Source organism: Ewingella sp. C233, assembly GCF_055407225.1.
In genome coordinates this window covers 2548311-2569690 of sequence record NZ_JBUZRI010000001.1, presented here as the reverse complement: position 1 = coordinate 2569690, position 21380 = coordinate 2548311, and the positions used below count along the sequence as shown (strand labels likewise).

Below are 21380 nucleotides of genomic sequence, written 5' to 3'. Positions count from 1 at the left end.
AACATTCCTTATGCGTACGCAAAAGGACAGATATCGGTATGGCTGAATGTGTACGTACGCTGAGTGAGTGAAGAACAAGCGGGGAAGCTTCACGGATGGACGGCACGGCGATAACCGGTTGGATTAAGCGTAGCAGTGAATGCCCGAAGGTGCGGGGTTATATCTCAGAGTTGCGAAGGGAGACAGGCTTGGTTTTGGGCACTTTGAACGCGCGGCGGGGGTCACCTGCGACAAATTCCAGGGTCGGGGAGTAGTAGTAGGGCAGCCAACCGCCGTAACTGTTTTCCCACTCCCAGTGAACAGGGCAGGGCCACAGAATGTCTTCAAACATGATGAAGTAGGTCCATCGTCCATGCGGACGGCGTGGTTTGGCAGTACTCATAGATTTAATGATGATGTGAATTCCGCTGAGGCGCAGGGCATATTTTGACCTGCATGGCCTCAGTATTCAAGCAGCAAGCGCATCGCCGGGGATTTAACCGGCTAATGGCTGTTGTAGATCATGCCCGAGGTCGAGTTTCGCCCTCTTCGGACGCATCCTACAGCGAGTTAGGACATCGCTGCCTGTTCATCGGGAAAGAATCCCTGCAAACTCCTCTCCTGACATGCCGTAGGGCTGTTTTTATGTCGCGGGGATTACCCTGGCCTCACTTTTTTTCGTACTATGCTTTAAGCAATTGAATCTGGCTTTAAGCCAATAAAAATATTGAGGATCACATGTACAAAGCATTGGTAGTAGATGACCATCCGGTGGTCAGACTGGCGGTAGGAATGCTGTTACAGCGTGGTGATATTGAGGTGGTGGGGGAAACCGGTAATGGCCTGGAAGCCGTTCAGTTGGCGAAAACCCTACAGCCCGATATCGTGATCCTTGATATTTCCATTCCTAAACTCGACGGTCTGGAAGTGATAGGCCGTTTGCGCCTGCTTGATGTGCCGATGAAAGTGCTGGTGCTGACATCGCAATCTGCCGCGACCTTTTCGGCACGTAGTCGTCAGGCCGGCGCGGCGGGGTTTATCGCTAAAACCGAAGAACTGGGTGACTTACTCGACGCCATTAAAGCCATTCGTGCGGGTTACAGCTATTTCCCTCATGACACTCTATCTTCCGCTCACTCAGGCTACTCTGTTCAACGGCAGCCGCTGGATGAGGCCTCTCAGTTGGCTTCGCTGTCGGATCGCGAAATGATGGTACTGATCTATCTGGCCCGTGGCTGGACCAATATGCAAATTGCCGATGAACTGATGCTGAGCAATAAAACCATCAGCACTTACAAAACCCGCCTGTTGAACAAACTGCAAGCCACGACGCTGATTGATTTGATCGAACTTGCTAAACGCCACGCTCTGGTGGAATAGCAGATGCCCCGTTTTACGTCCCTCCTGAGCAAAAGTCTGAATTTGGGCGTGATGCTGGTGTTTGCACTGGTACTGCTGCTGGTATTTGATGAAACACCCGCTCCGGCAGCCGAAAGTGCGCAGCCGCTGCAACTGCTCAGCCGTTCACCGCAGCATCCTAATCTTCCAGCATCGTTACTGACGCCGGAAGAAGATGCGTGGCTGGGACACAAGAAACGTCTGACCCTCGGAATTTCAAATCCGCAATATCCGCCGTTTGATATCATCAATAACCGGGGGGAATTTGAAGGGATCACCGCCGATTACGTCGGTCTCATTGAAGAGATGCTGCACGTCAAGGTGGAGGTGAAAATCTTTACCAGCCGCCGCTCAGCGCTGAAAGCCTTACAGAATAATGAGATAGACCTGCTTGGCAGCGCCACGCAGTTTGACCAGCATGGCGCTGACATTTTACTGTCCGAACCCTACGCCAGTGAGCAGTCGGTGCTGGTGACGCAGGCTAATGAAAAACGTGCCATGGGCCACTATTTGGCGGGCCGTACATTAACGATGGCTGAAGGCTTTCTGCCCGCCGACTGGGTCAGGGCACAGTATCCGCAGGCAAAACTGAGAATTTATCCTACCTACCAGGAAGCGGTGGGGGCGGTGGCTTTTGGTAAAGCCGACGTCTATCTCGGCGATCTTTATCCCATCAGCAAAAACTTCCTCAACAATATGCGGGTGTTGAAATTTGCCGATTTCCCGCCAAAAACTTTCTCCTTTGCCACCGCCAAAGGGGATCAGTTCCTGTTAGATATCATTAATAAAACGCTGGCAGCAGTCAGTACCGAGGAGCAGTTAAGTATTTTGCAACGCTGGCATATCGGGCGCAGTTCGATGCTACTCAGCCAGGACGTTTTCCAGCTCAGCGATGCCGAGAAAGCCTGGATTGCGCGCCACCCGATGGTGCGCGTGGCGGTGGTTAACGGTTATGCACCAATGACCTTCGTGGATGATGACGGTAACTACCGCGGTATCACCATCGACGTGCTGTCGCAAATCCGCCTGCGTACCGGCCTGAATTTTGAGATCCGTGAGGCCAGCAGCGTCGCTCACCTCAAACAGATGGTCAGCCACGGCGAAGCTGACATGATTGGTGCGCTGACGCCGAGTACGGACCGCAAACAGAAACTGCTGTTTACCCGCCCTTATATGACCAACGCCTTCGTGATGGTGGTACGCCAGCTCAACAACAATACGAGCGGCCCGTCAAACCTCCAGGAGATGCAGGGTAAGCGGCTGGCGGTGATTGAAGGGACGGGGATGATTGAAAAGATCCGCGAGCAGTATCCGCAAATTCAGCTGGTGATAGCCGAGAACGCGACTGAAGTGCTGGCAATGCTGCAAAAAGGGCAGGCCGATGCAGCGCTTAATACGCTGGTTAACTCCGAATACCAGATTGCACGCTATTACCGCAACAGCTTGCGGATTATGTCAACCGTCGGGACTGACCCAGCATACCTTTCGTTTGCGGTGCCAGACACCGACCCCGAGCTGCTGTCCATTCTCGACAAGGTGATGCTAAGCATTCCGCCGGATGAACTGGACGTCATCGGCAACCTATGGCGGCCAAACAACATGGTGGCGGGCGACAATTTCTGGCGCGAAAACCGTACCACGATTTACACGGCTATCGCCTTTGCGATGGCGCTGCTGCTGGTGTCGATATTCTGGGCTACGTGGCTGCGGCGGCAGGTTACGCTCAAAGAGCGGGCGCAGACGGCGCTGAAGGAGCAGCTGGAGCTGCGCAAAAAATTGCTGGAAGAGTTAAATCTGGCCAAAGAGCAGGCCGAAGACGCCAACCGGGCGAAAACCAGTTTCCTCTCGACCATGAGCCATGAGATCCGCACACCGCTCAATGCCGTGATCGGCATGTTAGAAATGTCGATCAAAGCGGCAGAACATGGGGGTGTGGATCAGCAGGCGCTGGAGGTGGCGTTTGGTTCTGCCAACGGTCTGGTGGAGCTGGTAGGGGATATCCTCGACATTGCGCGCATTGAGTCCGGCAAGCTGGAACTGAATCTGGAGCCGGCCAACGTGCGGGCCATTACTGAGTCGGTGATCCGCGTGTTCAACGGTCTGGCAGTGCAAAAAAGTCTGGCCCTTACGCTGACGCTGAGCGATGACTGTGATGCCGAAGTGAAGATCGACCCGCTGCGCTACAAGCAGATCCTCTCTAACCTGATTGGTAATGCTATTAAGTTTACGCATACCGGCATCGTCGCCGTCAGCGTCTCACTGCGTAATGTGGGCGACGGGGCACGGCGTGAAATTGTCGCCGAAGTGCGCGACTCGGGTATCGGTATTGCGGCCGATGACTTACAAAAGTTATTTGCGCCATTCACCCAGGTGGGCGATTACGGTCAGCAGGTGCGGCAGGGAACCGGACTTGGGCTGGTCATCAGCAAAACCCTCTGCGAAAAAATGGGCGGTTCCATTCATATTGACAGCCAGCCGGGGCTCGGAACACGTGTCGAGGCTCGGGTACAGGTTGAGTGGCTGCGCAGTCAGGCCGATGAGCCGGCGGCGAATGCCTCGCCGGTTCAGGCTCTGCCTGTCAGCTCGTCACCGCTGCGTATTCTGGTCATCGACGACTACCGTGCTAACCGCCTGTTGCTGATTAAGCAACTGGAGTACCTCGGGCATCAGGTCAGCGAAGCGGAAGACGGCACTGAGGGGCTGGATATCTGGCAGCAGGAGCCACGTTTTGACGTGGTGATCACCGACTGCAATATGCCCAATATGAACGGCTATCAGTTGGCCCGTGCGGTGCGTGACGCCGAGCAGCAGGCCAATGCAGTCCCTTGCATGATCCTCGGGTTTACTGCTAATGCGCAGGCCGAAGAGACGGCCCGCTGTCTGGCGGCGGGTATGGACGGCTGCCTGTTTAAACCGAGTACGCTGCGTGATCTGGCTGACTGGTTGCAGACGGTGGCACCGCAGGCTACGCAGGCACCACCGGTACCAGCCAGAACGCCGAAGGCTTTTATGCAGTCAATGGCCGCACTCACCGGCGGCGATAACCGGCTGGCCAGGCAACTGGCGCAGGAGCTGCAGCGCAGTAATGATGAGGACAGCCAGTTATTAGGTCAGGCGTTGCAGGCTCAGGATGCGGACACGCTGGCGGAGCTGGCGCATAAAATAACCGGTGGCGCGCGCATTGTCGGCATGGGTGAGCTGGTGGCGGCATGCGAAATGTTGGAATCCCTTTGCCGCGCAGTGCCGGTTGACTGTCAGCAGGTACAGCTGGCGGGCGCGGACCTTATGCGGCAGCTCGAGGCGTTCGGGCAGTTACTGACAGAGACGCTGGAAAGGCTGGAATAAACCTTCATCCTCAATTCCCTTCCGCAGGCATATTGATGCTTTTATTACAGGTGCCGTAAGGCACCTTTTTACCTATTTTCTGATGGGGTTGTAGGAAAATACTTATTCTCTCTTTTAAAGCACAGTTTAGCAGGTTAAATCCCCAGAGATGACGTAGGGTTATATCATATCCCGCGATGAGGTGTGACAATGAAAAAAAACAAAAAGATAGTGGTTATTGATAAGGAGGCTCACTCCCTGTCAAAAATATACTTTATTGCCGATGTGAGAAAATATCAGGTAATAACTTTGAGTGACTTTAATCAGGCTGGTGCAGTATTAAAGGAAGAGTTGCCGGATATTCTTGTTATAAATTGTGACTTATATAAAGGCGACGTTTCAGGTTTCATTTCTATGGTGAAGCGGATCTCCAGCCATATCCGCGTTATCGGCTGCTCATGGCGTACATCGGCCGTCTTTAAGCGTAAGGGCTCGCCTTTTACCTTAGACGCCTTTATTAAATTACCGATGGATGTGCGGAAGTTTTCTCTGGCGATGGAAGCCATCGAATATGACTACGCCATGTTTCCGCTGGAGATGTTCAGTCATCCTTGAAATAACGTCTTAAACAATGGAATGCAAAGAGGCAACGATGAGTAAAAAGGTATTGCTGGTTGACGATCACCCGCTGATTTGTTTCGGGGTTAAAACCTTTCTTACTGAACAGGGGTATCAGGTTATTGCTGAGGCCAGTGATGGCATTGAAGCATTGTTATTAGCGGACAGGTTTCATCCTGACGTGGTTATTCTGGATATTGGCATTCCAAAGCTCAACGGCATTCAGGTGATATATCATCTGATGGCGGCGGACTATCCGGTGGATATTATTGTTTTCAGCTCGCAAGAGCTGAATCATTATGTTCATGCCTGTATGCAGGCCGGTGCGGCCGGTTACGTACGTAAAAATGCCACGCTGAACACCTTACTGCATGCTATTGAATCGGCGTCTGTGGGGCACGCTCTCTTTCCCCACTCGGCACTTCACGGCGCGGATGGGGCCAGCCTTCACCCCGGAACGCTTTCGGCAAAAATTTCGCCGTGTGAGCGCAAAGTGATGAGCCTGTTATTGCAGGGGAAATCGAATAATGACATCAGCCAGTTGCTCAACCGCAGCCCAAAAACGACCAGTGCACAGAAGAAAAGCCTGCTGAGAAAACTGAATGTCTCGAGCTTTGCCGAACTGATCTCTTTAACAGCGTTTGAAAGCCTGAGGGAGTAAGCCGCCGGGGAAACTGCTATCTTTACCAGACACATTTCAACGGCCAGTCGGATAAAGGAGGCGGCACCATGCAGGGCATACCGGAGCGTTTCCCTTTCGACAAAGATTGTGCGCAGTTTAAAACCCTGCCGCAGTTGCCCGGCGTAGAGCTTTACCACGCGCATATCGACCAGTATGCCTTTGAGCCGCATTCACACGACGCTTTCGGCATCGGGACGATTGACCATGGCGCTGAGCGGTTTCGCTACCGTGGCAGCCAGCATCTGGCGTCAACCGGTTCGCTGGTGATGATGAACCCGGATGAGATCCACACCGGCCAGTCGGAGAGCGAAGGTGGCTGGTTCTACCGCATGATTTATATCGAACCGCAGGTGTTTGAGACGCTCACCGGTGAAAGCGGGCGGTGGTTTACCGAGGTCGTTAAACAGGATCCGCGGGCTGCCCGTCAGCTTTCACAGCTGCTGGGCGCACTCTGGCAGAGTGAGGATCCACTTGCCCTCGACAGCCTGATGCTTTCGCTGACCAGCCTGCTTCGTCCTCATTCCAGAGTTGCGCGCAAAGCCGCTGACGAACCGGCCCACCGGTTCGATATAGTGAAAAACTATCTGCGGGATAACTACACCCGTAGCATCCAGCTCGACGAGCTGGCGGCGCTGGTCTCTCTCAGCCCTTACCATTTTCTGCGCACGTTTAAATCCCAGTTGCACGTCACCCCGCATCAGATGCTGATGGCCATTCGTCTGAACGAAGCCAAGCGAATGCTCAGTCAGGGTATGCCTGCGGCACAGGTAGCTTTCAGCGCCGGGCTGACAGATCAGGCACATCTGACCCGCGCGTTTTCGCACCGTTATGGCGTCACGCCGGTGCGCTATCAAAAGCAGGTCTGTCCGGCCAGATAACCCTTCGGCTTCATTTCGTTTCATCCTCCAAACAGCAATTTCCTACAATACAGCCCGCGTCCGTCACTTTACGCTGCGCTGCATATAAAAGTTTCTCAGAGGTTAATGATGTTAAAAGGTGTGCTGTTTGCTCTGGCGTCCGGCCTGATGTGGGGGCTGATTTTTGTCGGTCCGATGATCGTCCCGGATTATCCCCCTTCGCTGCAATCCACCGCCCGCTATGTCGCGTTTGGTGCAATTGCACTGGTGATTGCGTGGTTTAAGCGGGATGCGCTGAGGGCGTTAAGCCGTACGGATTGGGTCGAAGCACTCAAGCAGACAGTGATCGGAAATTTGCTCTACTACCTGTGTCTTGCCAGCGCCATTCAGCGTACCGGCGCACCGGTGTCTACCATGATCATCGGTACGCTGCCGGTGGTGATCTCCGTGGCGGCCAATCTATTCTATGGGCAGGATGATGGACGCCTGCCGTGGAAAAAACTCACGCCGGCGTTGCTGGTGATTGCGCTGGGTCTGGTGCTGGTGAACGTGGCGGAGTTGCAGGGCAATAGTGAGCCGTTTGATGCGTGGCGCTATGGAACGGGGATCGCCCTTGCGGTCGTCGCACTGGCGTGCTGGACCTGGTTTCCGCTGCGCAATGCCCGCTGGTTACGGCAGAATCCGGATAAATCACCGGTCACCTGGTCAACGGCGCAGGGCGTGGTGACGCTGCCTTTAGCCCTGATCGGCTATGCGCTCGCTTGCCTGTATTTGTCATTGTCACACAGCGAATTTGCCCTGCCGCTTGGCCCGCGGCCCTGGGTGTTTCTTGGTCTGATGGTGGCGATTGGCGTGTTCTGTTCGTGGATTGGTGCGCTCTGCTGGAACGAAGCCAGCCAGCGTCTGCCAACGGTGCTGCTGGGGCCTTTGATCGTTTTTGAAATTATTACCGGTCTGGCTTATGCCTTTTTGCTGCGTCAGGCGTGGCCGCCTCTGATGACCGTTGGCGGCATTGTCTGTCTGATTGTCGGGGTGATCGTGGCGATGCGTATTAAGCCGCAGAAAGCCCCTGTCAGTAATAGTTAACGGTGAACACGGCCTTGCTGTTGGCCGGGCCTGCGGTGATTGTATCTTCCGTCTGAATATATCTGGCCTGGAACGGGATCGTGATATTGCTGACGCTGCTGTTGAGCTGCGGGAAGCTCATGTTTCCGGCAAAGTTAAACAGTGTCGGGCTGGTAGCCGTTCCTTGTGCAATCTGAATACCCACGCCGGTCGCCACATTCGGGTCGTTGTCCAGCTTCATAATGCCGTTGGCGCTGTCGATAATGCCGTAAGTCGGCACCATGCTCAGCGCCACCGAGTTACTCACCAGCGTACCTGCCGTGATATTGCCGTTGGTGTCATAGATTGGCGGGCTGCTGGCGTTGCTGTAGGCGCCCTGAAATGGCGGGCAGTTCAGCAGTTGGATCGGCACAGAGACCCAGGGCGTGGCGCTTCCCTTGCCAGTGAAATATTTACTGACCTCATATTTGCCCATCGGCACCAGCACGTCGGGTGTTTGGCAACTGTTGACGATCACCGAAATCGCCCCGCTGAAGTTGACCCGAAAAGGTGTATCGGGAAGGCCCGGAACCGGCGCGGAGGGTTGGGTGTTCAGCAGCACCGTGGGCAGCTGTGCACCGGTGATCCCCCCGGCACTGATGGGACCGGTTTTCACAAAATGGACGATCAGCGAATTACCATAATAAAAGCCATACAGTAAGTTAATAGGGACAATGGCGGTCCACTTGAGGAAAGGGGTGGTCGATATTGCGGTGCCCACGCCATTGCCGTCATTGTTGGTAATGGCGACACCAATACCTGGCACGGAGGTTTGGTAGAGCGCACCGGCATAGACGCCGCTCCAGCCTGGCACCAGCGCTGGGGCGTTGGTCAGGGTAAGGTACTGATCGATATTAAATGTTGGACCGCCATCGGTGGTGCAGTCAAGCCAGGGGCGGTTGCTGAAATTGACTCTCTGGCGGTGGATAACCGTGCCGTTTGACACATCGGCTCCCACTGAGATATTGCTGGTCAGTAAGGGTATGGTTGGCGACATCGGCCCCAGACCTGGCCGGTAGGTACAGGTATTGGCCAGTGCGGGCAGCGAAAGTAGCCCGCTCAGTACGCTAAGCAAAAGTAAGACGGTCTTGTTGGTGCTCATGTTCTTTCCTTACCCGGTAACTCGCTGTTGAGACGCTTGCTCAGACGCGATGCGTTGCGGTGGTTGGGGAGTCTGTTCTGCTGAGCAGGACGACGTGAATTGCTGTATCGAAGATGTTTTCTGGTTTTTTGCCTGCGGCATCAGGTGATAACGCACGCTGCACTGCGCACCGGCGCTGTCGGCCCATTTCACCCGCAGTTCCCCTTTCTGTTCGGCGACGCGGGCATAGACTTGTCCGGCCTGCCCGACGGAACCCACGCGGTTCCCTTTGCTGTCCAGCACGTCTGCGCCAAACGGCACCGGTTGCCCGTCGAACGTGGCGTTGATCAGTACCGGCATGCCCTGATGACTGGCGTAGGTCACTTTCACGACCGCACCGGAGTAAGGAGCGACGCGCTGCGTGGTGTTATCCAGCTCGACATCGGCGCGGGTACCTTTCGGGTCGATGCTGATTTCATTGATCTGATACGGGTTGAGGTACGGCACCGCCGCGTAGCCGAAGGCGTCAATCACCACGCCCGGATAGCTGGAAACGTGTGCGCCGCTGGCGCCTTTGGCCTCAACCAGCGCAAAAGTTTCTGCCTCATAAGGCGTCGCGGTGATGCCGCCGCTGTGGGCGATCAGCGTTCCGCTGGCGCCGGCGGAAACGCTGTGATAATTCCTGCCGCTGCTGTAACCGGCATTCAGCGCGCTGTAATGCGAGCGGTACTGGCCGTTCAATGCGCCACTGCTGCCACCGGTATTGCTGTGGGTACCTGAGGCGCTGTAGCTGTACTGGCTTTCACTGCCCGCGGTACCGGAAACCGTGGCCTGCTGGCCGTTATGCCCTTGACTGTCGCGGTTGAAATCCACCCGCATCTGCGGCGTATAAGTTTTGTCAGCACGCCCCAGCGGGAAGCTGAAGGTCAGCACGTAGTTGGTCTGATTCTGGCCGGTGCCGGACTGTGAACGTCCGGCGCTGATGCCCCAGCTCAGGCTGCGGAAGCGGTTGTTGTAGCCCATCTGATACTGCTTATCGCTGCCGTTTTTATTCCAGTAATTCTGCAATGAGCTGCTGATATAGAACTGCCCCCAATCGGCCGGTAAGCCCTGAGCTGCGGTAACGGTCAGGCGGTTTTTGGCGCGCGAAATGGTGTCGCTGCTCATGCCGCTCTTAAGGGCATCCCGCGTTTGCATCGCGGTGAGGAAATCCATAAAGCCGTTGGTGGAGAAACGGTAGGCCGCCAGCGAAATATTGCTGCTGGTTTCTGTCACCGCTTTGCTGTAGCTCACCCGGTAGCTCTGTCCTGAACTGCTGCGGCCCTGATCGTCAAGCTGCACGCGGGCCTGGGTGATATCTGCCGCCAGCGCGCCCACCGGCGTGCCCAATGCGCTGCCAATTTCTGCTGCGTAGTAATTCTGGCTGAGCTGTAAACCGCCATAGGCGGTGATGGCATTGGTGATACCACGCTGGTAGGTGCCCTGATAAAGCTGCGGATTATCACGCAGCGATTCACTGCGCAGCGTGCCTGCCAGCAATGAATAGCGGTCACTGCCGGGACGCAGCAGTTGGGCGACGGAGGCATAAGGCACCAGAAAACGCTGCTCGCTGCCGTCCGCTTCGCGCACGGTGACCTCCAGATCGCCGCCGTAACCGGTGGGATAGAGATCGTTAATCAGGAATTCGCCGGGCGGCACGGTAGTTTCATAGATCACCTGATTGCTCTGGCGCACCGTAACGCGGGCGTTGGTCCGGGCGATACCGTGAATATCTGGCGCATAGCCGCGTTGTGATTCGGGCAGCATGCGTTCATCGCTGGCGAGCTGCACGCCGCTAAACGGCAGAGTGTCAAAGACCTGCCCCTGCGTGCTTGACTGCCCCAGCAACAAGCGTCCGCGCAGCGCGGGTACGTCGTGCTGCACGTAGCTGTTGAGGGTGTCATAACTTTTCTGGCCACCGTCGCTGGCGCTGTAGGACCCGTTATGGCGCACGTACCAGCTGCCGACGTTAAACCCGGCGTTGATGCCCGCGTAAAGGGAGTTGTACTGATACTGTCCCGCCTCGCTGCGCCAGGCATTCAGGTTATAGCCGAGCATTCCGGCGGTGATGCCGCTGTCCCACAGGGCCGGGCTGACCGTGCCTCTGGCGCTCTTTTGCATATAGAACTGCGGGATTATCAGGTCGAGACGACTTTCGTTGCTGTCGAAAAGCACCTGCGCGTTGGGGATCGTTTTTTGCAAATCGAGGCAGGTTGCGCCGGAAGAAAGCCCGGACAGCGCCTCTTTCGGCAGCGTTTCCTCATTAAAATTGATGTTCTTAACGACGTCGGTTGTCAGGCAGGGGTAAACACTTTTATCGCCGCGTGTGATGAATTCAACCTGCTGATTACTCTGAGGTTCATCGTTAACATAAATCGCGACATGGTAGGTGCCGGGCGTGGCCGAGGCACCGTTGGCAAAGCGGGTGAGATCTACCTGCCCGCTGTTTTGCAGATTCAGGAATGCAGGGTCAAACTCCAGATTTTGTGCAATCTCCTGCGGGGCCTGGCCGGGTGCAACGGCAGCGGCGAACGCGGGCAATGAGGCGGCGATCAACACGCTCAATGTGGAGAGCCTTCTCGCAAAAAGAGGTAATGCTGTTTTTATTTTTTGTTGTGATGACATTACAGCTTTCCTTTCCATTATCTGCATTTTCGGCTAAGGCAATGAAACGTTGGATTATTTCACCAGGGCATCGGCATTCACGATGGCACCGTAGTCATTGACGGCGCTGAAGGTAATTTTGCTGCCGGCGGGAATGGCAGACAGACCTGAGAGGCGGAAATCCAGCGAGGAGAACGGCGCAATCATCTGCCCTTCAGCCTGACCCTGTTTGCCTGCCACGCGGGTTTCAAGTTTCACCAGCGAGACAAAATAGGGCGTTGGGTTACTGGCTTTCACGCCGCCAGCGGTGCTCTGCCAGGTGAGGGTTTTCAGCCCGTCGTTGGGGTTACCTGCCAGCCCGGCAGGGCGGAAGAAGAGTTTGATGCGCGAACGGAAAGCCATTTGCAGCAGATTTTCGCTGGACTGCCCTTTGGCTTTGGCTGGGATCTCCAGCACGTTGAGCCAGAAGACCGACTCTTTATCGGCGGGGAGCGACGCACCGGTGTAATTAATGCGCAGTGTCTGGCCCTTGCCCTGTTCGACGCGGTTAATCGGCGGCGTCAGAATAAAAGGCACACTGATGTTTTCGGGTTTGGCGTTGACGTCGCCGCTGTCAATCCAGCTTTGTACTAATACCGGAGAAACACCGACGTTATTTAATTTAACGGTGACTTCTTTTTCCGTGGACGGATAAATAACCCGTGTGCCGGTAATAACAATACTGGCCCATGACGAAACGCTGGCCAGACACAATACGAGTGCGCCCAGAGAGTGAATCCAGGTAGAAGAAAGGTTTTTCATTGTTTTCTCAATGCGTCGTGAAATTAAAGGGGTAATAATTACCCCTTTAATAACCGGGAATTATTTATACTGAACGGAATACACTACGTTGGTGACAACAGTACCTGCCGTAGTTGCGCCGTTGGCGTAATATTCAACAGCGTAAGGCAGGGTAGTCGAGCCAGAAGAGATATCTTTATACGTGGTGTTAGTCACCTGATTGGTGTTACCTACCTGAATCACATCACGTGAAGTGCTTGAGCCATCGCGCAATTGCAGCTGCACGTTGGTTGCATCACCGGTCATGTTGTTCAGGCGACCGTTGACGGCATCAACGCTGGCACCGTCTTCGAAGAAGGCAGAAGCGGTGGTCAGGGTGCCGGCACAGTTGCTCAGCGCCATGTTGAAGTTGGTGCTGCCTGCAGTCTGGCCAGCCGTGGTCAGTTGGTTGGTACCGATGGTTGGCAGAGTCACAGTGGCATCGGCGGCCTGGCCGTCAACAATCACGTCACACGTGGTGGCAGTCAGTTCACCGTTAAAAGTGATGGTGCCGGTAGAGGCTGCGTTTGCTGCGTTAAAGGCAGAAATGGCCGCGATCACAGATGCTGCTAATATGATTTTTTTCACTCTGTTAGTTCCTGTTAAATAATATCTTGGGTGCGCGAGTTTAATACCCCTGATAGCAGGGGTATCAATAACGGCTATTAATGACGTCGGGGGAATATATTAAGGGAGGGTGAATTATGCGCAATAGATGAGGAGATGCTTAGGTTGCATCCCACCTGAGGTTAGGATGCGTCCTACAAATAGGTCTGGGTTTCTTCGCCGGTTATCCTAAATATTCAATAATAGATAATCCACCGTTGTAATCAGTGCTGTAAATAATGCCCTGAGCATCAACAAATACATCGCAGGATTGGATCACCTGCGGACGTCCGGGGCGTTTGTCCATCATGATCTCGGGCGCAGCAGGAACCAGCGCACCGGTCTCTTTGGGCTGATACGGGTTGCTGATGTCATAGGCACGGACACCGGCATTCTGGTAGGTGGCGAAAATCAGCGTGGAGCTGATAAAGCTGCCGGGGCGGTTTTCATGCAGGTTATGCGGGCCGAAATGTGCCCCTTTTTTGATGTAATCGGCATCGTCTGGCTGCGGAAAAGTGCTGATGCTGATCGGGTTGGCCGGTTCACGGATATCAAACAACCAGATAAATTTCTCGCCATCTTCCTGATTGTCCAGCACTGCTTCATCGAGTACCACCAGCAGGTCGCGGTCCGGCAGCGGCAGCGCGGTATGGGTGCCACCACCAAACGGCGGGCTCCAGTTGCGGTGCGAAATCAGGCTTGGTTGGCTGCGGTCGCTGACGTCCAGCAGGGTCAGGCCACCGTCGCGCCAGCTGGCATAGGCCGTATCACCGCTGATTATGGCGTGGTGCAGCGCATAGCGTTTGCCCTCCGGCCAGTGCGGTTTTTCTCCTTCTGCCGTGTTCATCCCCGGTAACCACCAGCGGCCAGCCACTTCAGGTTTGCGCGGATCGGCTAAATCGAGGGTCAGGAAGATGTAGTCACTGTAGCCGTCGAGCAGCGCCGAGACATATGCCCAGCGCCCGCCGACGTACCAGATACGGTGAATGCCGATGCCGTTAAGCGGCAGAAAGCTGATTTCACGCGGCTTGTCGGGGGTCGAAATATCGAAAATGCGCAGACCGGCACTCCAGCCGCGATCCTGTACGTCCTGAACAGTCTCGCTGACCGAACGGGTGTAATAGACTTTTTCATCGGCAAAGCGCGTGTCGGCAAACAGGTCGCGGGCATTGATCACCAACAGCAAATCGTCGTGCGCCTGTAAATGCACATTCCAGGTTCCCGGCGGGGCCGCCACGTAGCCTGCGGCACGCGGTTTTTTGGCATCGCGCACGTCCACAATGGAAAAACCCTGCGACACCATATGACCAATGTAGGCATAACCACGGTGAACCATCACCTGCACGCCATCGGGTCTGCCGCCCTGATCGCTGTGGCCAATAAGACGCATGTTATGACTGTGATCGGGAGTAGGAAGTATCGGGGAAGCCATAGAAGTCCTTAAAATAACGTTATTTTCTCAGTCTTCACGGCTTTCAGGTTGTTGGCAATGAACGAAATAACATAAGTTAACACCAAAGAGTATTAGCCATCCGGATGCCTGAACGGGACAGTAGGACCATTAAGCATTTTGATCACCACTTTCATTGATTCAAGCAGGGGAAATCATGAGCGATACCGATATCCGCGTTGTTACCGGTCCGGCCAACTACTTCTCATACCGTGGCGCTATCGCACGGCTGTCCGATTTCTACACCGACGAACTGCTGGCGGGGGCGCTATGGGTATATGGTCAGCGCGCGCTGGATGCGGCAAAGCCGTGGCTGCCGGAGTCGTTTGATGCACCGGGCGCGAAGCGGGTGCTGTTCAGCGCGCATTGCAGTGAAAGTGAAGTGGCGCGCATCGTGGCGCAGGCCGGTGATGACCGCCGCGTGGTGATTGGCGTGGGCGGCGGCGCGGTGCTGGATACGGCGAAAGTCGTCGCCAGAACGTTGGGTTTACCGCTGGTCGCGATCCCGACTATTGCCGCCACCTGCGCTGCCTGGACGCCGCTTTCCGTCTGGTATAACGACGCCGGACAGGCGCTGCGCTATGAAATTTTCAACGATGCCAACCATCTGGTGCTGGTGGAGCCGGAGATTATTCTGCGCGCGCCGCAGGAGTATTTGCTGGCGGGTATCGGCGATACGCTGGCGAAGTGGTATGAGGCGGTAGTGCTGAGCCCGCAGCCGGAGCAGTTGCCGCTGACCGTGCGCCTGGGGCTGAATACGGCGCTGGCTATCCGTGATGTACTGCTGAACCAGAGCGAGGCGGCCCTTGAGGCGCAGAATCAGCAGCAACTGAGCCAGGATTTCCTCGACGTGCTCGACGCGATTATTGCCGGTGGCGGATTGGTCGGCGGATTAGGCGATCGCTTTACGCGCATCGCTGCTGCCCATTCGGTGCACAACGGGCTGACCGCGTTAGCGCAGACTGACCGCTTTCTGCACGGTACTAAAGTGGCCTACGGCATTCTGGTACAGTCGGCGCTGCTTGGGCAAAACGATGTGGTGCGACAGCTGGTCGCGCTGTATAAAAAGCTGCATCTGCCCACTACGCTTGCCGCATTGGACGTAGATATTCATCAGCCGTCGCAGATTGATGCAGTGATCACCCGTACCCTGCAAAGCGGCGAATCGATTCACAACCTGCCTTTTGCCGTGGATGCACAAACACTGCGGGCGGCTTTTGAATCTTTAGAATAATGATGTGATTGCGCCTTGGGTCACAAAGGTGGGGAGGGGGGCGAAATACTATTGGGGGGCAATATTTCGTTCAACTTTATCAAGGAATGACAATGAACAAATGCCTGATTGCCCTCTCACTTTTTCTGTTTACGTTGACTGCCACCGCAGCGAATACGCCCTGTTCGGGCAGTAAAGGTGGTATTTCTCACTGTTCTGGTGAAAAATTCATTTGTAACGACGGCTCAATGAGTCAGTCGAAGAAGAATTGTCAGGCCTATTAACTTACCACCGTAACAGCAGGAATTATGCCTAAACGCCCGGGATGTCAGAGTGGAAAAATTGTCCTGATACTTGGGATAATCGCAATATTAACGGGGTGTGTGGCAGACAGTCATTTGTGGGGATTGATCCCCGGATCGACCGATGTATGTGCGCACGGTCGCGACAGTCTTAGCGGAAATTGCCGGGACTAGCAGAGGACAGTAATAAAAACGTCAGGCTCAGTGAAACACTGATCTGACGTTTTTTTATGCGCGGTTATCAGGCTTTGTTGCCCGGCAGCAGAGACTGCGCGCATTTGAACACGTCTTCGCGGAATTTTTTCGAGGCGTCATCGAGATCCGGCGTGCTGGCCACATCGGCTTTGCCTGCGTCAATGGTTTCGTTCACGGCTACCGTGAAAGCATTGTCGTGTTGGGCGTTAATCACGTTGCCGACGCTGCCAAACAGAATGCGCATGGCTGAAATTTGGACCAGCAGTTCGCGGTTTACACGTTCGAGTTGATCAATACGTTTGGCCTGAATATCGTCGCTCATGGTTATCTCCTTAAAGGTTATGGCGCACACCTTAACAAAATATCCCGCACAAAAAAAACCGCCTTGCGGCGGCCTGGTCTGAATGACGTTTTATCGCACCATTTTTTGCATCTGCCCGCTGAGCTTGATGAGCTCGGCGTTCAGCGGCAGCAGGTGCTGCTGGATTGCGTTGTATTTATCGAGCGTCGCCTGCTTATCAAACTGTAAGGTATTGCCTGAGATCGTCACTTTTTTACCCTGAGATTTAATGAAGTCCGCTTTGGCGACCACCAGCGTCAGAACCTTCGGCAATAGCGTAAAGGCCTGCTCAGCCACTTCGCTCGGCTGCACCACCACTTTCTCATATGCCTGGTCATAGACGGCTTTCAGGTCATCCGGCTGTTTCAGTGCCGCATGGCGGGTATCGGCCTGCTTACGCAGAACCACCAGTTTTTCACGCCAGTTCGCGCTGCTTTCGACCATTTTTTGCAGGTCATCGCGTTTTTCCAGCAGTTTAGGTACGGTGACGGTTTCGTTCAGCCCGGCAAAGACCGGGCCGAGAGAGGCATTCATTTCGGTGTTCATCTGCTTATGGAAATCAGTGATCAGCGCGTAGTCATCGCTGTAAGGGCCAAACTGGTCGCGCTCTTCTTTCGTCAGCTGTGGCACCGACACGGTTTGTTTAGCCAGAATGCGCGTTTGCAGGAAATCGATGAAGGCTTTACGCTGCGCCGGTTCTTTATCCCCGCAGCCGCTGATAGCCAGAATCAGCGTTGCCAGCATCAGCGGCAGCATGAAATAACGGGTAAAACGGGTATTGTTGTTGATGTTATTCATTAAATCCTGTTCCTTGTTTGAAACGTCCCAGGTTACAAACATAGACTATACCCTGCATCGTTCAAGCTTTAGGTGTTGGCGGGAGCGTGATGATAAAAAGATAAAAATACAATGGGAGACTGGGGAAGCATGACTCGTTGCAAAAGTAGGTACGCCCTTTCCCTTGCTGCACTGCTGGTGCTCGCAGGGTGTAGCAGTAAAAAGCAAAGTGAGACAGCCGTGAAGCGCCCGGCCGATGTCAAAGCGCAAATTGTGCGTCTGATGCCCGCTAAAGTGCCGGACCGTCAAGGCTGGGCCACGGATATCACGGCTGCGTTTGCAGCGCAGAATATTCCGCCCACGACGGAAAATATCTGCTCGGTGCTTGCGGTGACTGAGCAGGAATCCAATTTCAGCGTTGATGCGCCGGTGCCGGGGCTTGGGAAAATTGCCTGGAAGGAGATTGACCGGCGCGCCGATGCGGTTCATGTGCCTAATTTCGTGGTGCACACGGCGCTATTGCTGAAGTCTCCAAACGGTAAATCTTACAGTGAGCGGCTCGATAAAGTGCGCAGTGAGAAAGAGCTGAGCGCCATATTCGATGATTTCATCAGTATGGTGCCGATGGGGCAGAAGCTGTTTGGCAACCTCAACCCGGTGCATACCGGCGGCCCGATGCAGGTGAGTATCGCCTTTGCGGAAGCGCACGCTAAAGGCTATCCGTATCCGGTCGATGGCACTATCCGCCATGAAGTGTTCAGTCGCCGCGGCGGGATGTACTTTGGCATTCTGCATCTGCTTGGCTATCCGGCCAGTTACAGCCAGCCGCTCTACCGTTTTGCCGATTTCAACGCAGGCTGGTATGCCAGCCGCAATGCGGCATTCCAGAGCGCGGTCAGCCGCACGTCGGGCATTCCGCTGGCGCTGGATGGCGATCTGATTAACTTCGGCACTGACAAACCAGGTTCGACTGAACTGGCCGTGCGGGTGCTGGGCAAGCGCCTGGGCATGAGCAATTCGGCTATCCGCCGTGCGCTGGAGAAGGGCGATCAGTCAGATTTCGAACAAACGTCCCTATATAAGCAGGTGTTTGCGCTGGCCGATAAAACCACCGGTAAGCGCGTGCCGCGAGAAATGTTGCCGGGCATCCAGCTGGAAAGCCCGAAAATCACCCGTAAGCTGACCACCGCCTGGTTCGCCAGACGTGTCGAAGAACGGCGGCAGAAGTGTATGGCCAACGCCGGGTGAGGCGTCGGTTACCTGTTGTTATTGTTAGCAGAGCAATAATCGTCAAAAACATCCTGATGAAAGGCGTATTATCAGATTCATCCCCTTGCAGAGCTAACGCCGCTAACCGCGAGTGCCGGAGATAAGCGCCGGGAAGGGGGAAAACCTTAAAAGCCCTGACATCATGTCAGGGCTTTTCTACATATGAATGTTATATGCTGAAAAGAAATGATTTTTTGTGATGCCGCAGGGCTATACAGTAAGCGCTTCATCTGCATAAATATCGCGTCAGTCCGACACTCTTTCTCATAGCGGAAACTTCCATGAAAAATGCAGCAGCCCTGGCGTTGTTGACCTTACTTCTCTACGGATGCGATTCGAACGCCAGTCCTGAACCGGTTAATCCGATATTCGCCAGCTATTCGACTATCTTTGGGTTTGAACCAATACGCGGTAATGTCAAAAGTTTCGTGCAGGAGCAGCGGGATGAAAAAGGCAGCGTCAGTTCACTGTTTCAGGCCAGCCTGGCGAAAAATGGCTGTTTTGAATCCTTAAAGGCCGTGGCTCCGCTGATGGATCTGAATATGGATCTGGTGAAAGAGGGTAACTATCTGGTTAACCGGGATGATAAGCAGAAACGCTATGCCCTGAAGGATAACTGTCTGCCTGACCGTAACCTCAGTGACAACATGCGCTATGAAAGCAATAATAAAGGGTTTATCACGGCAGCCATCAATGATGCAGACCCGACGAAAAACATCTATTTCGAGTACGACGCGTCAGGATTTCCGTCCAAAGTGGCACAACCGACCGCAACCGGCCCGTTTGTGGCGATAATCAAAGACGCTGAGTCTGAAGATAAGAAGCGTAATGGCACCATTCAGACGCGAATTAAAGATAAAGTGCTGGGAGAAGTCACCACGGTGTGCGAATACGACGACCATTTCAACGCCACGCAGTGCAAGATAAAAAGTAAATCTATGGGCGATGGCAAGAGTATGTCCAAAGAACTCGACAACCCGGAAACGACGAAAATCGAATATTATTGACCGCAGACGCCCTGCCTGCGCGGTATTGCGGGCGCAGGGCGATTTATTTTCGGGCTTCTTTCCGACTGCAAATAGACGTCCAGCGGTTTATAATGCTAAAGAATAAAGATCGTCTTATTAAAGATTATATGAAATAAAGCTTGCACCGAAAAGTTATCTATGTGTAAATAGCGTCAACGGTTTGTCGTTAAGACCTATTTATGAAAGACATTTTAGTAAAGCAGTTCCTAGTTCAAGTGATGTAACAAGTCTCTTCTCCGACGAATTTTCTTCTCTAGTGCCCCCATAAGTAACTCATAATAAAAACAGACCCTCATTGCCCTATGGCATCTAAAAAATAAAATCGAAGAAGGTATTTCTTATGTCTAATAAAATGACTGGTTTAGTAAAATGGTTTGACGCTGGTAAAGGTTTTGGTTTCATCAGCCCTGCAGACGGTAGCAAAGATGTGTTCGTACACTTCTCTGCAATCCAGAGCAACGATTTCAAAACCCTGGACGAAGGCCAAAACGTTGAATTTACCATTGAAAATGGTATGAAAGGCCCATCAGCCGGCAACGTAGTCGTACTGTAACATTTGTCTGTCATAATGGTTTTAACCTGCAATAGCGATGATGGGAATATCCCGGAGCAGACAGGAAAATAATTAAGACAGCGGTTACTGCGATATAAATAAACCTCGGTGAAAACCGGGGTTTATTGTTCTCTGAGGTTATATTTTTACCTCATCTGTTTACCAACAGAAAAGCCGGTTTACCCTTTATCCTCATTTGTATTAATGAGAATAAATAAAGAACCTGACGAGCCGATTTTTCTGTTGTGAAACGGTCATGCTCAGACTGCGCAATGTTGGAGTGTTCGATGAACGCTTGCGCCATAATATGACGGCCGGGAAAGCTACCGGCACTTATAAAATGAAGCTGCGCCCAGGCGCGGCTTTTTTGTGTCTTTTTTTTGGCTTTTCCTGTGATAAATCAGGCATAAAAAAAAGCCCGCACAAGGCGGGCAAAATAACAGGGTTCTACAGGGGTTTTCTACACAGGGACATCACACAACTTCTTGATGGCTCTACGTTACCAAACGCTCTGTATGGTTTTGTCATCGCTCGGTAAGGTTAGGGCAGAAGTTGTAAAAACCGGCGATAGAAACCTGCTTTGTCATCATCGTGTGGCTGCAGGCGCTACAGCACTTCCATTAACAGCGCCATCACATAGCCAATCGCCATCGAACCGCCCGCCATCGTTAACCAGAATAATGTGGCTTTCATTCTACCCTCCATGGAGTGGGCTGGTATTGCCCCGGTTTTTATCCGCCAGAATGTTGAGCATTCTGGATGCGACATATCGATTTCACGAAGCGATGATACCAAACCTATTTTCTTCGTGAATAAATGAGTGACAATCTTTTGACCTGAAGCTGGCTTTGGGCTGATGTGAGGTGTACAGAAATCAGTTCAGGGTATCGGCGGGGGCTGACAATTTGCTGTGTGCGCTGGAATCGAGAGTGGTTGTGCGCGGCTGGCCGCCTTCGTGGGCTTTACGACTCAGCTCTGATGCAACATCCCTGGCGGTGGATGGCTGGGCGGCAACACTGTTAAAGGCAAGGGTGCTGATAATCAGGGTAAAAAGTACGACGGCAGTGCAGTTCATTAATACGTGTCCGGTCAAAGTAAGAGGCAATGATGCAGAGGACAGCGTTCAGTGAAAACGATTTAAA

Annotated in this window: 22 protein-coding genes; 12 read left to right on the top strand and 10 right to left on the bottom strand. The window is 53.7% G+C overall.

What is annotated here, in order from left to right; all coding sequences use genetic code 11:
* Positions 1–157 precede the first annotated feature (157 nt).
* A complete protein-coding gene (locus ACZRKO_RS11645) occupies positions 158–382 on the bottom strand; it encodes a hypothetical protein (RefSeq protein ID WP_463737324.1) in 225 nt (74 codons plus the stop codon).
* 335 nt (positions 383–717) lie between these two features.
* Between ACZRKO_RS11645 and ACZRKO_RS11640 the strand changes: the two genes are divergently transcribed.
* The 6 genes from ACZRKO_RS11640 (at position 718) to ACZRKO_RS11615 (ending at position 7944) form a co-directional block, all read left to right on the top strand.
* The gene (locus ACZRKO_RS11640) at positions 718–1359 is read left to right on the top strand and encodes a response regulator (RefSeq protein WP_463737323.1); all 642 of its coding nucleotides are present in this window, start codon (positions 718–720) and stop codon (positions 1357–1359) included.
* A gap of 3 nt (positions 1360–1362) precedes the next feature.
* Positions 1363–4722, top strand: coding sequence for a transporter substrate-binding domain-containing protein (locus tag ACZRKO_RS11635; protein WP_463737322.1), 3360 nt, complete (start codon positions 1363–1365; stop codon positions 4720–4722).
* A 189-nt stretch (positions 4723–4911) separates the two neighbouring features.
* A complete protein-coding gene (locus tag ACZRKO_RS11630) occupies positions 4912–5316 on the top strand; it encodes a hypothetical protein (protein ID WP_463737321.1) in 405 nt (134 codons plus the stop codon).
* 37 nt (positions 5317–5353) lie between these two features.
* The gene (locus ACZRKO_RS11625; RefSeq protein WP_463737320.1) at positions 5354–5980 is read left to right on the top strand and encodes a response regulator; all 627 of its coding nucleotides are present in this window, start codon (positions 5354–5356) and stop codon (positions 5978–5980) included.
* 68 nt (positions 5981–6048) lie between these two features.
* On the top strand, positions 6049–6879 hold the full coding sequence (locus tag ACZRKO_RS11620; protein ID WP_463737319.1) for an AraC family transcriptional regulator: 831 nt from the start codon (positions 6049–6051) through the stop codon (positions 6877–6879).
* Positions 6880–6987: 108 nt separating this feature from the next.
* The gene (locus ACZRKO_RS11615) at positions 6988–7944 is read left to right on the top strand and encodes a DMT family transporter (protein WP_463737541.1); all 957 of its coding nucleotides are present in this window, start codon (positions 6988–6990) and stop codon (positions 7942–7944) included.
* On the opposite strand, the gene ACZRKO_RS11610 is transcribed toward ACZRKO_RS11615, so the two are convergent.
* From ACZRKO_RS11610 to ACZRKO_RS11590, 5 genes are all read right to left on the bottom strand, one after another.
* Positions 7931–9064, bottom strand: coding sequence for a fimbrial protein (locus ACZRKO_RS11610; protein ID WP_463737318.1), 1134 nt, complete (start codon positions 9062–9064; stop codon positions 7931–7933). The genes ACZRKO_RS11615 and ACZRKO_RS11610 overlap by 14 nt on opposite strands.
* A gap of 9 nt (positions 9065–9073) precedes the next feature.
* Complete coding sequence (locus ACZRKO_RS11605; protein WP_463737317.1) at positions 9074–11707, bottom strand: fimbria/pilus outer membrane usher protein; 2634 nt, start codon at positions 11705–11707, stop codon at positions 9074–9076.
* 54 nt (positions 11708–11761) lie between these two features.
* Complete coding sequence (locus ACZRKO_RS11600; RefSeq protein ID WP_463737316.1) at positions 11762–12487, bottom strand: fimbria/pilus periplasmic chaperone; 726 nt, start codon at positions 12485–12487, stop codon at positions 11762–11764.
* A 60-nt stretch (positions 12488–12547) separates the two neighbouring features.
* Entirely contained in the window at positions 12548–13093 is a 546-nt protein-coding gene (locus tag ACZRKO_RS11595) for a fimbrial protein (protein WP_463737315.1), read from the bottom strand.
* A gap of 202 nt (positions 13094–13295) precedes the next feature.
* Positions 13296–14543, bottom strand: a complete 1248-nt coding sequence (locus ACZRKO_RS11590; protein ID WP_463737314.1) for an LVIVD repeat-containing protein — start codon at positions 14541–14543, stop codon at positions 13296–13298.
* Positions 14544–14718: 175 nt separating this feature from the next.
* On the opposite strand from ACZRKO_RS11590, the gene ACZRKO_RS11585 reads away from it, so the two are divergent.
* The gene (locus ACZRKO_RS11585; RefSeq protein WP_463737313.1) at positions 14719–15795 is read left to right on the top strand and encodes an oxidoreductase; all 1077 of its coding nucleotides are present in this window, start codon (positions 14719–14721) and stop codon (positions 15793–15795) included.
* A gap of 92 nt (positions 15796–15887) precedes the next feature.
* Entirely contained in the window at positions 15888–16058 is a 171-nt protein-coding gene (locus ACZRKO_RS11580; protein ID WP_463737312.1) for a YdcA family protein, read from the top strand.
* A gap of 259 nt (positions 16059–16317) precedes the next feature.
* Here ACZRKO_RS11580 and ACZRKO_RS11575 read toward each other — a convergent pair whose 3' ends face one another.
* Both ACZRKO_RS11575 and ACZRKO_RS11570 read right to left on the bottom strand, forming a co-directional pair.
* Positions 16318–16593 (bottom strand): hypothetical protein, encoded by a 276-nt coding sequence (locus ACZRKO_RS11575; RefSeq protein ID WP_463737311.1) that lies wholly within the window; start codon positions 16591–16593, stop codon positions 16318–16320.
* A gap of 90 nt (positions 16594–16683) precedes the next feature.
* Complete coding sequence (locus ACZRKO_RS11570) at positions 16684–17409, bottom strand: DUF3053 domain-containing protein (protein ID WP_463737310.1); 726 nt, start codon at positions 17407–17409, stop codon at positions 16684–16686.
* 129 nt (positions 17410–17538) lie between these two features.
* On the opposite strand from ACZRKO_RS11570, the gene ACZRKO_RS11565 reads away from it, so the two are divergent.
* From ACZRKO_RS11565 to ACZRKO_RS11550, 4 genes are all read left to right on the top strand, one after another.
* Positions 17539–18636, top strand: coding sequence for a DUF1615 domain-containing protein (locus tag ACZRKO_RS11565; RefSeq protein WP_463737309.1), 1098 nt, complete (start codon positions 17539–17541; stop codon positions 18634–18636).
* Between the two features lie 302 nt (positions 18637–18938).
* Positions 18939–19664 carry a YnfC family lipoprotein gene (locus tag ACZRKO_RS11560; protein WP_463737308.1) on the top strand — a complete coding sequence of 242 codons (726 nt, stop codon included), beginning with the start codon at positions 18939–18941 and terminating at the stop codon, positions 19662–19664.
* 361 nt (positions 19665–20025) lie between these two features.
* Positions 20026–20238 carry a transcription antiterminator/RNA stability regulator CspE gene (cspE, locus tag ACZRKO_RS11555; protein ID WP_034788110.1) on the top strand — a complete coding sequence of 71 codons (213 nt, stop codon included), beginning with the start codon at positions 20026–20028 and terminating at the stop codon, positions 20236–20238.
* A 256-nt stretch (positions 20239–20494) separates the two neighbouring features.
* On the top strand, positions 20495–20776 hold the full coding sequence (locus ACZRKO_RS11550) for a hypothetical protein (RefSeq protein ID WP_463737307.1): 282 nt from the start codon (positions 20495–20497) through the stop codon (positions 20774–20776).
* Positions 20777–20844: 68 nt separating this feature from the next.
* Here the strand turns inward: ACZRKO_RS11550 and ACZRKO_RS11545 are convergent, their stop codons facing one another.
* Together ACZRKO_RS11545 and ACZRKO_RS11540 are read right to left on the bottom strand one after the other, a co-directional pair.
* A complete protein-coding gene (locus ACZRKO_RS11545) occupies positions 20845–21006 on the bottom strand; it encodes a hypothetical protein (RefSeq protein WP_463737306.1) in 162 nt (53 codons plus the stop codon).
* Positions 21007–21112: 106 nt separating this feature from the next.
* Complete coding sequence (locus tag ACZRKO_RS11540) at positions 21113–21313, bottom strand: hypothetical protein (protein ID WP_463737305.1); 201 nt, start codon at positions 21311–21313, stop codon at positions 21113–21115.
* Positions 21314–21380: the final 67 nt, after the last annotated feature.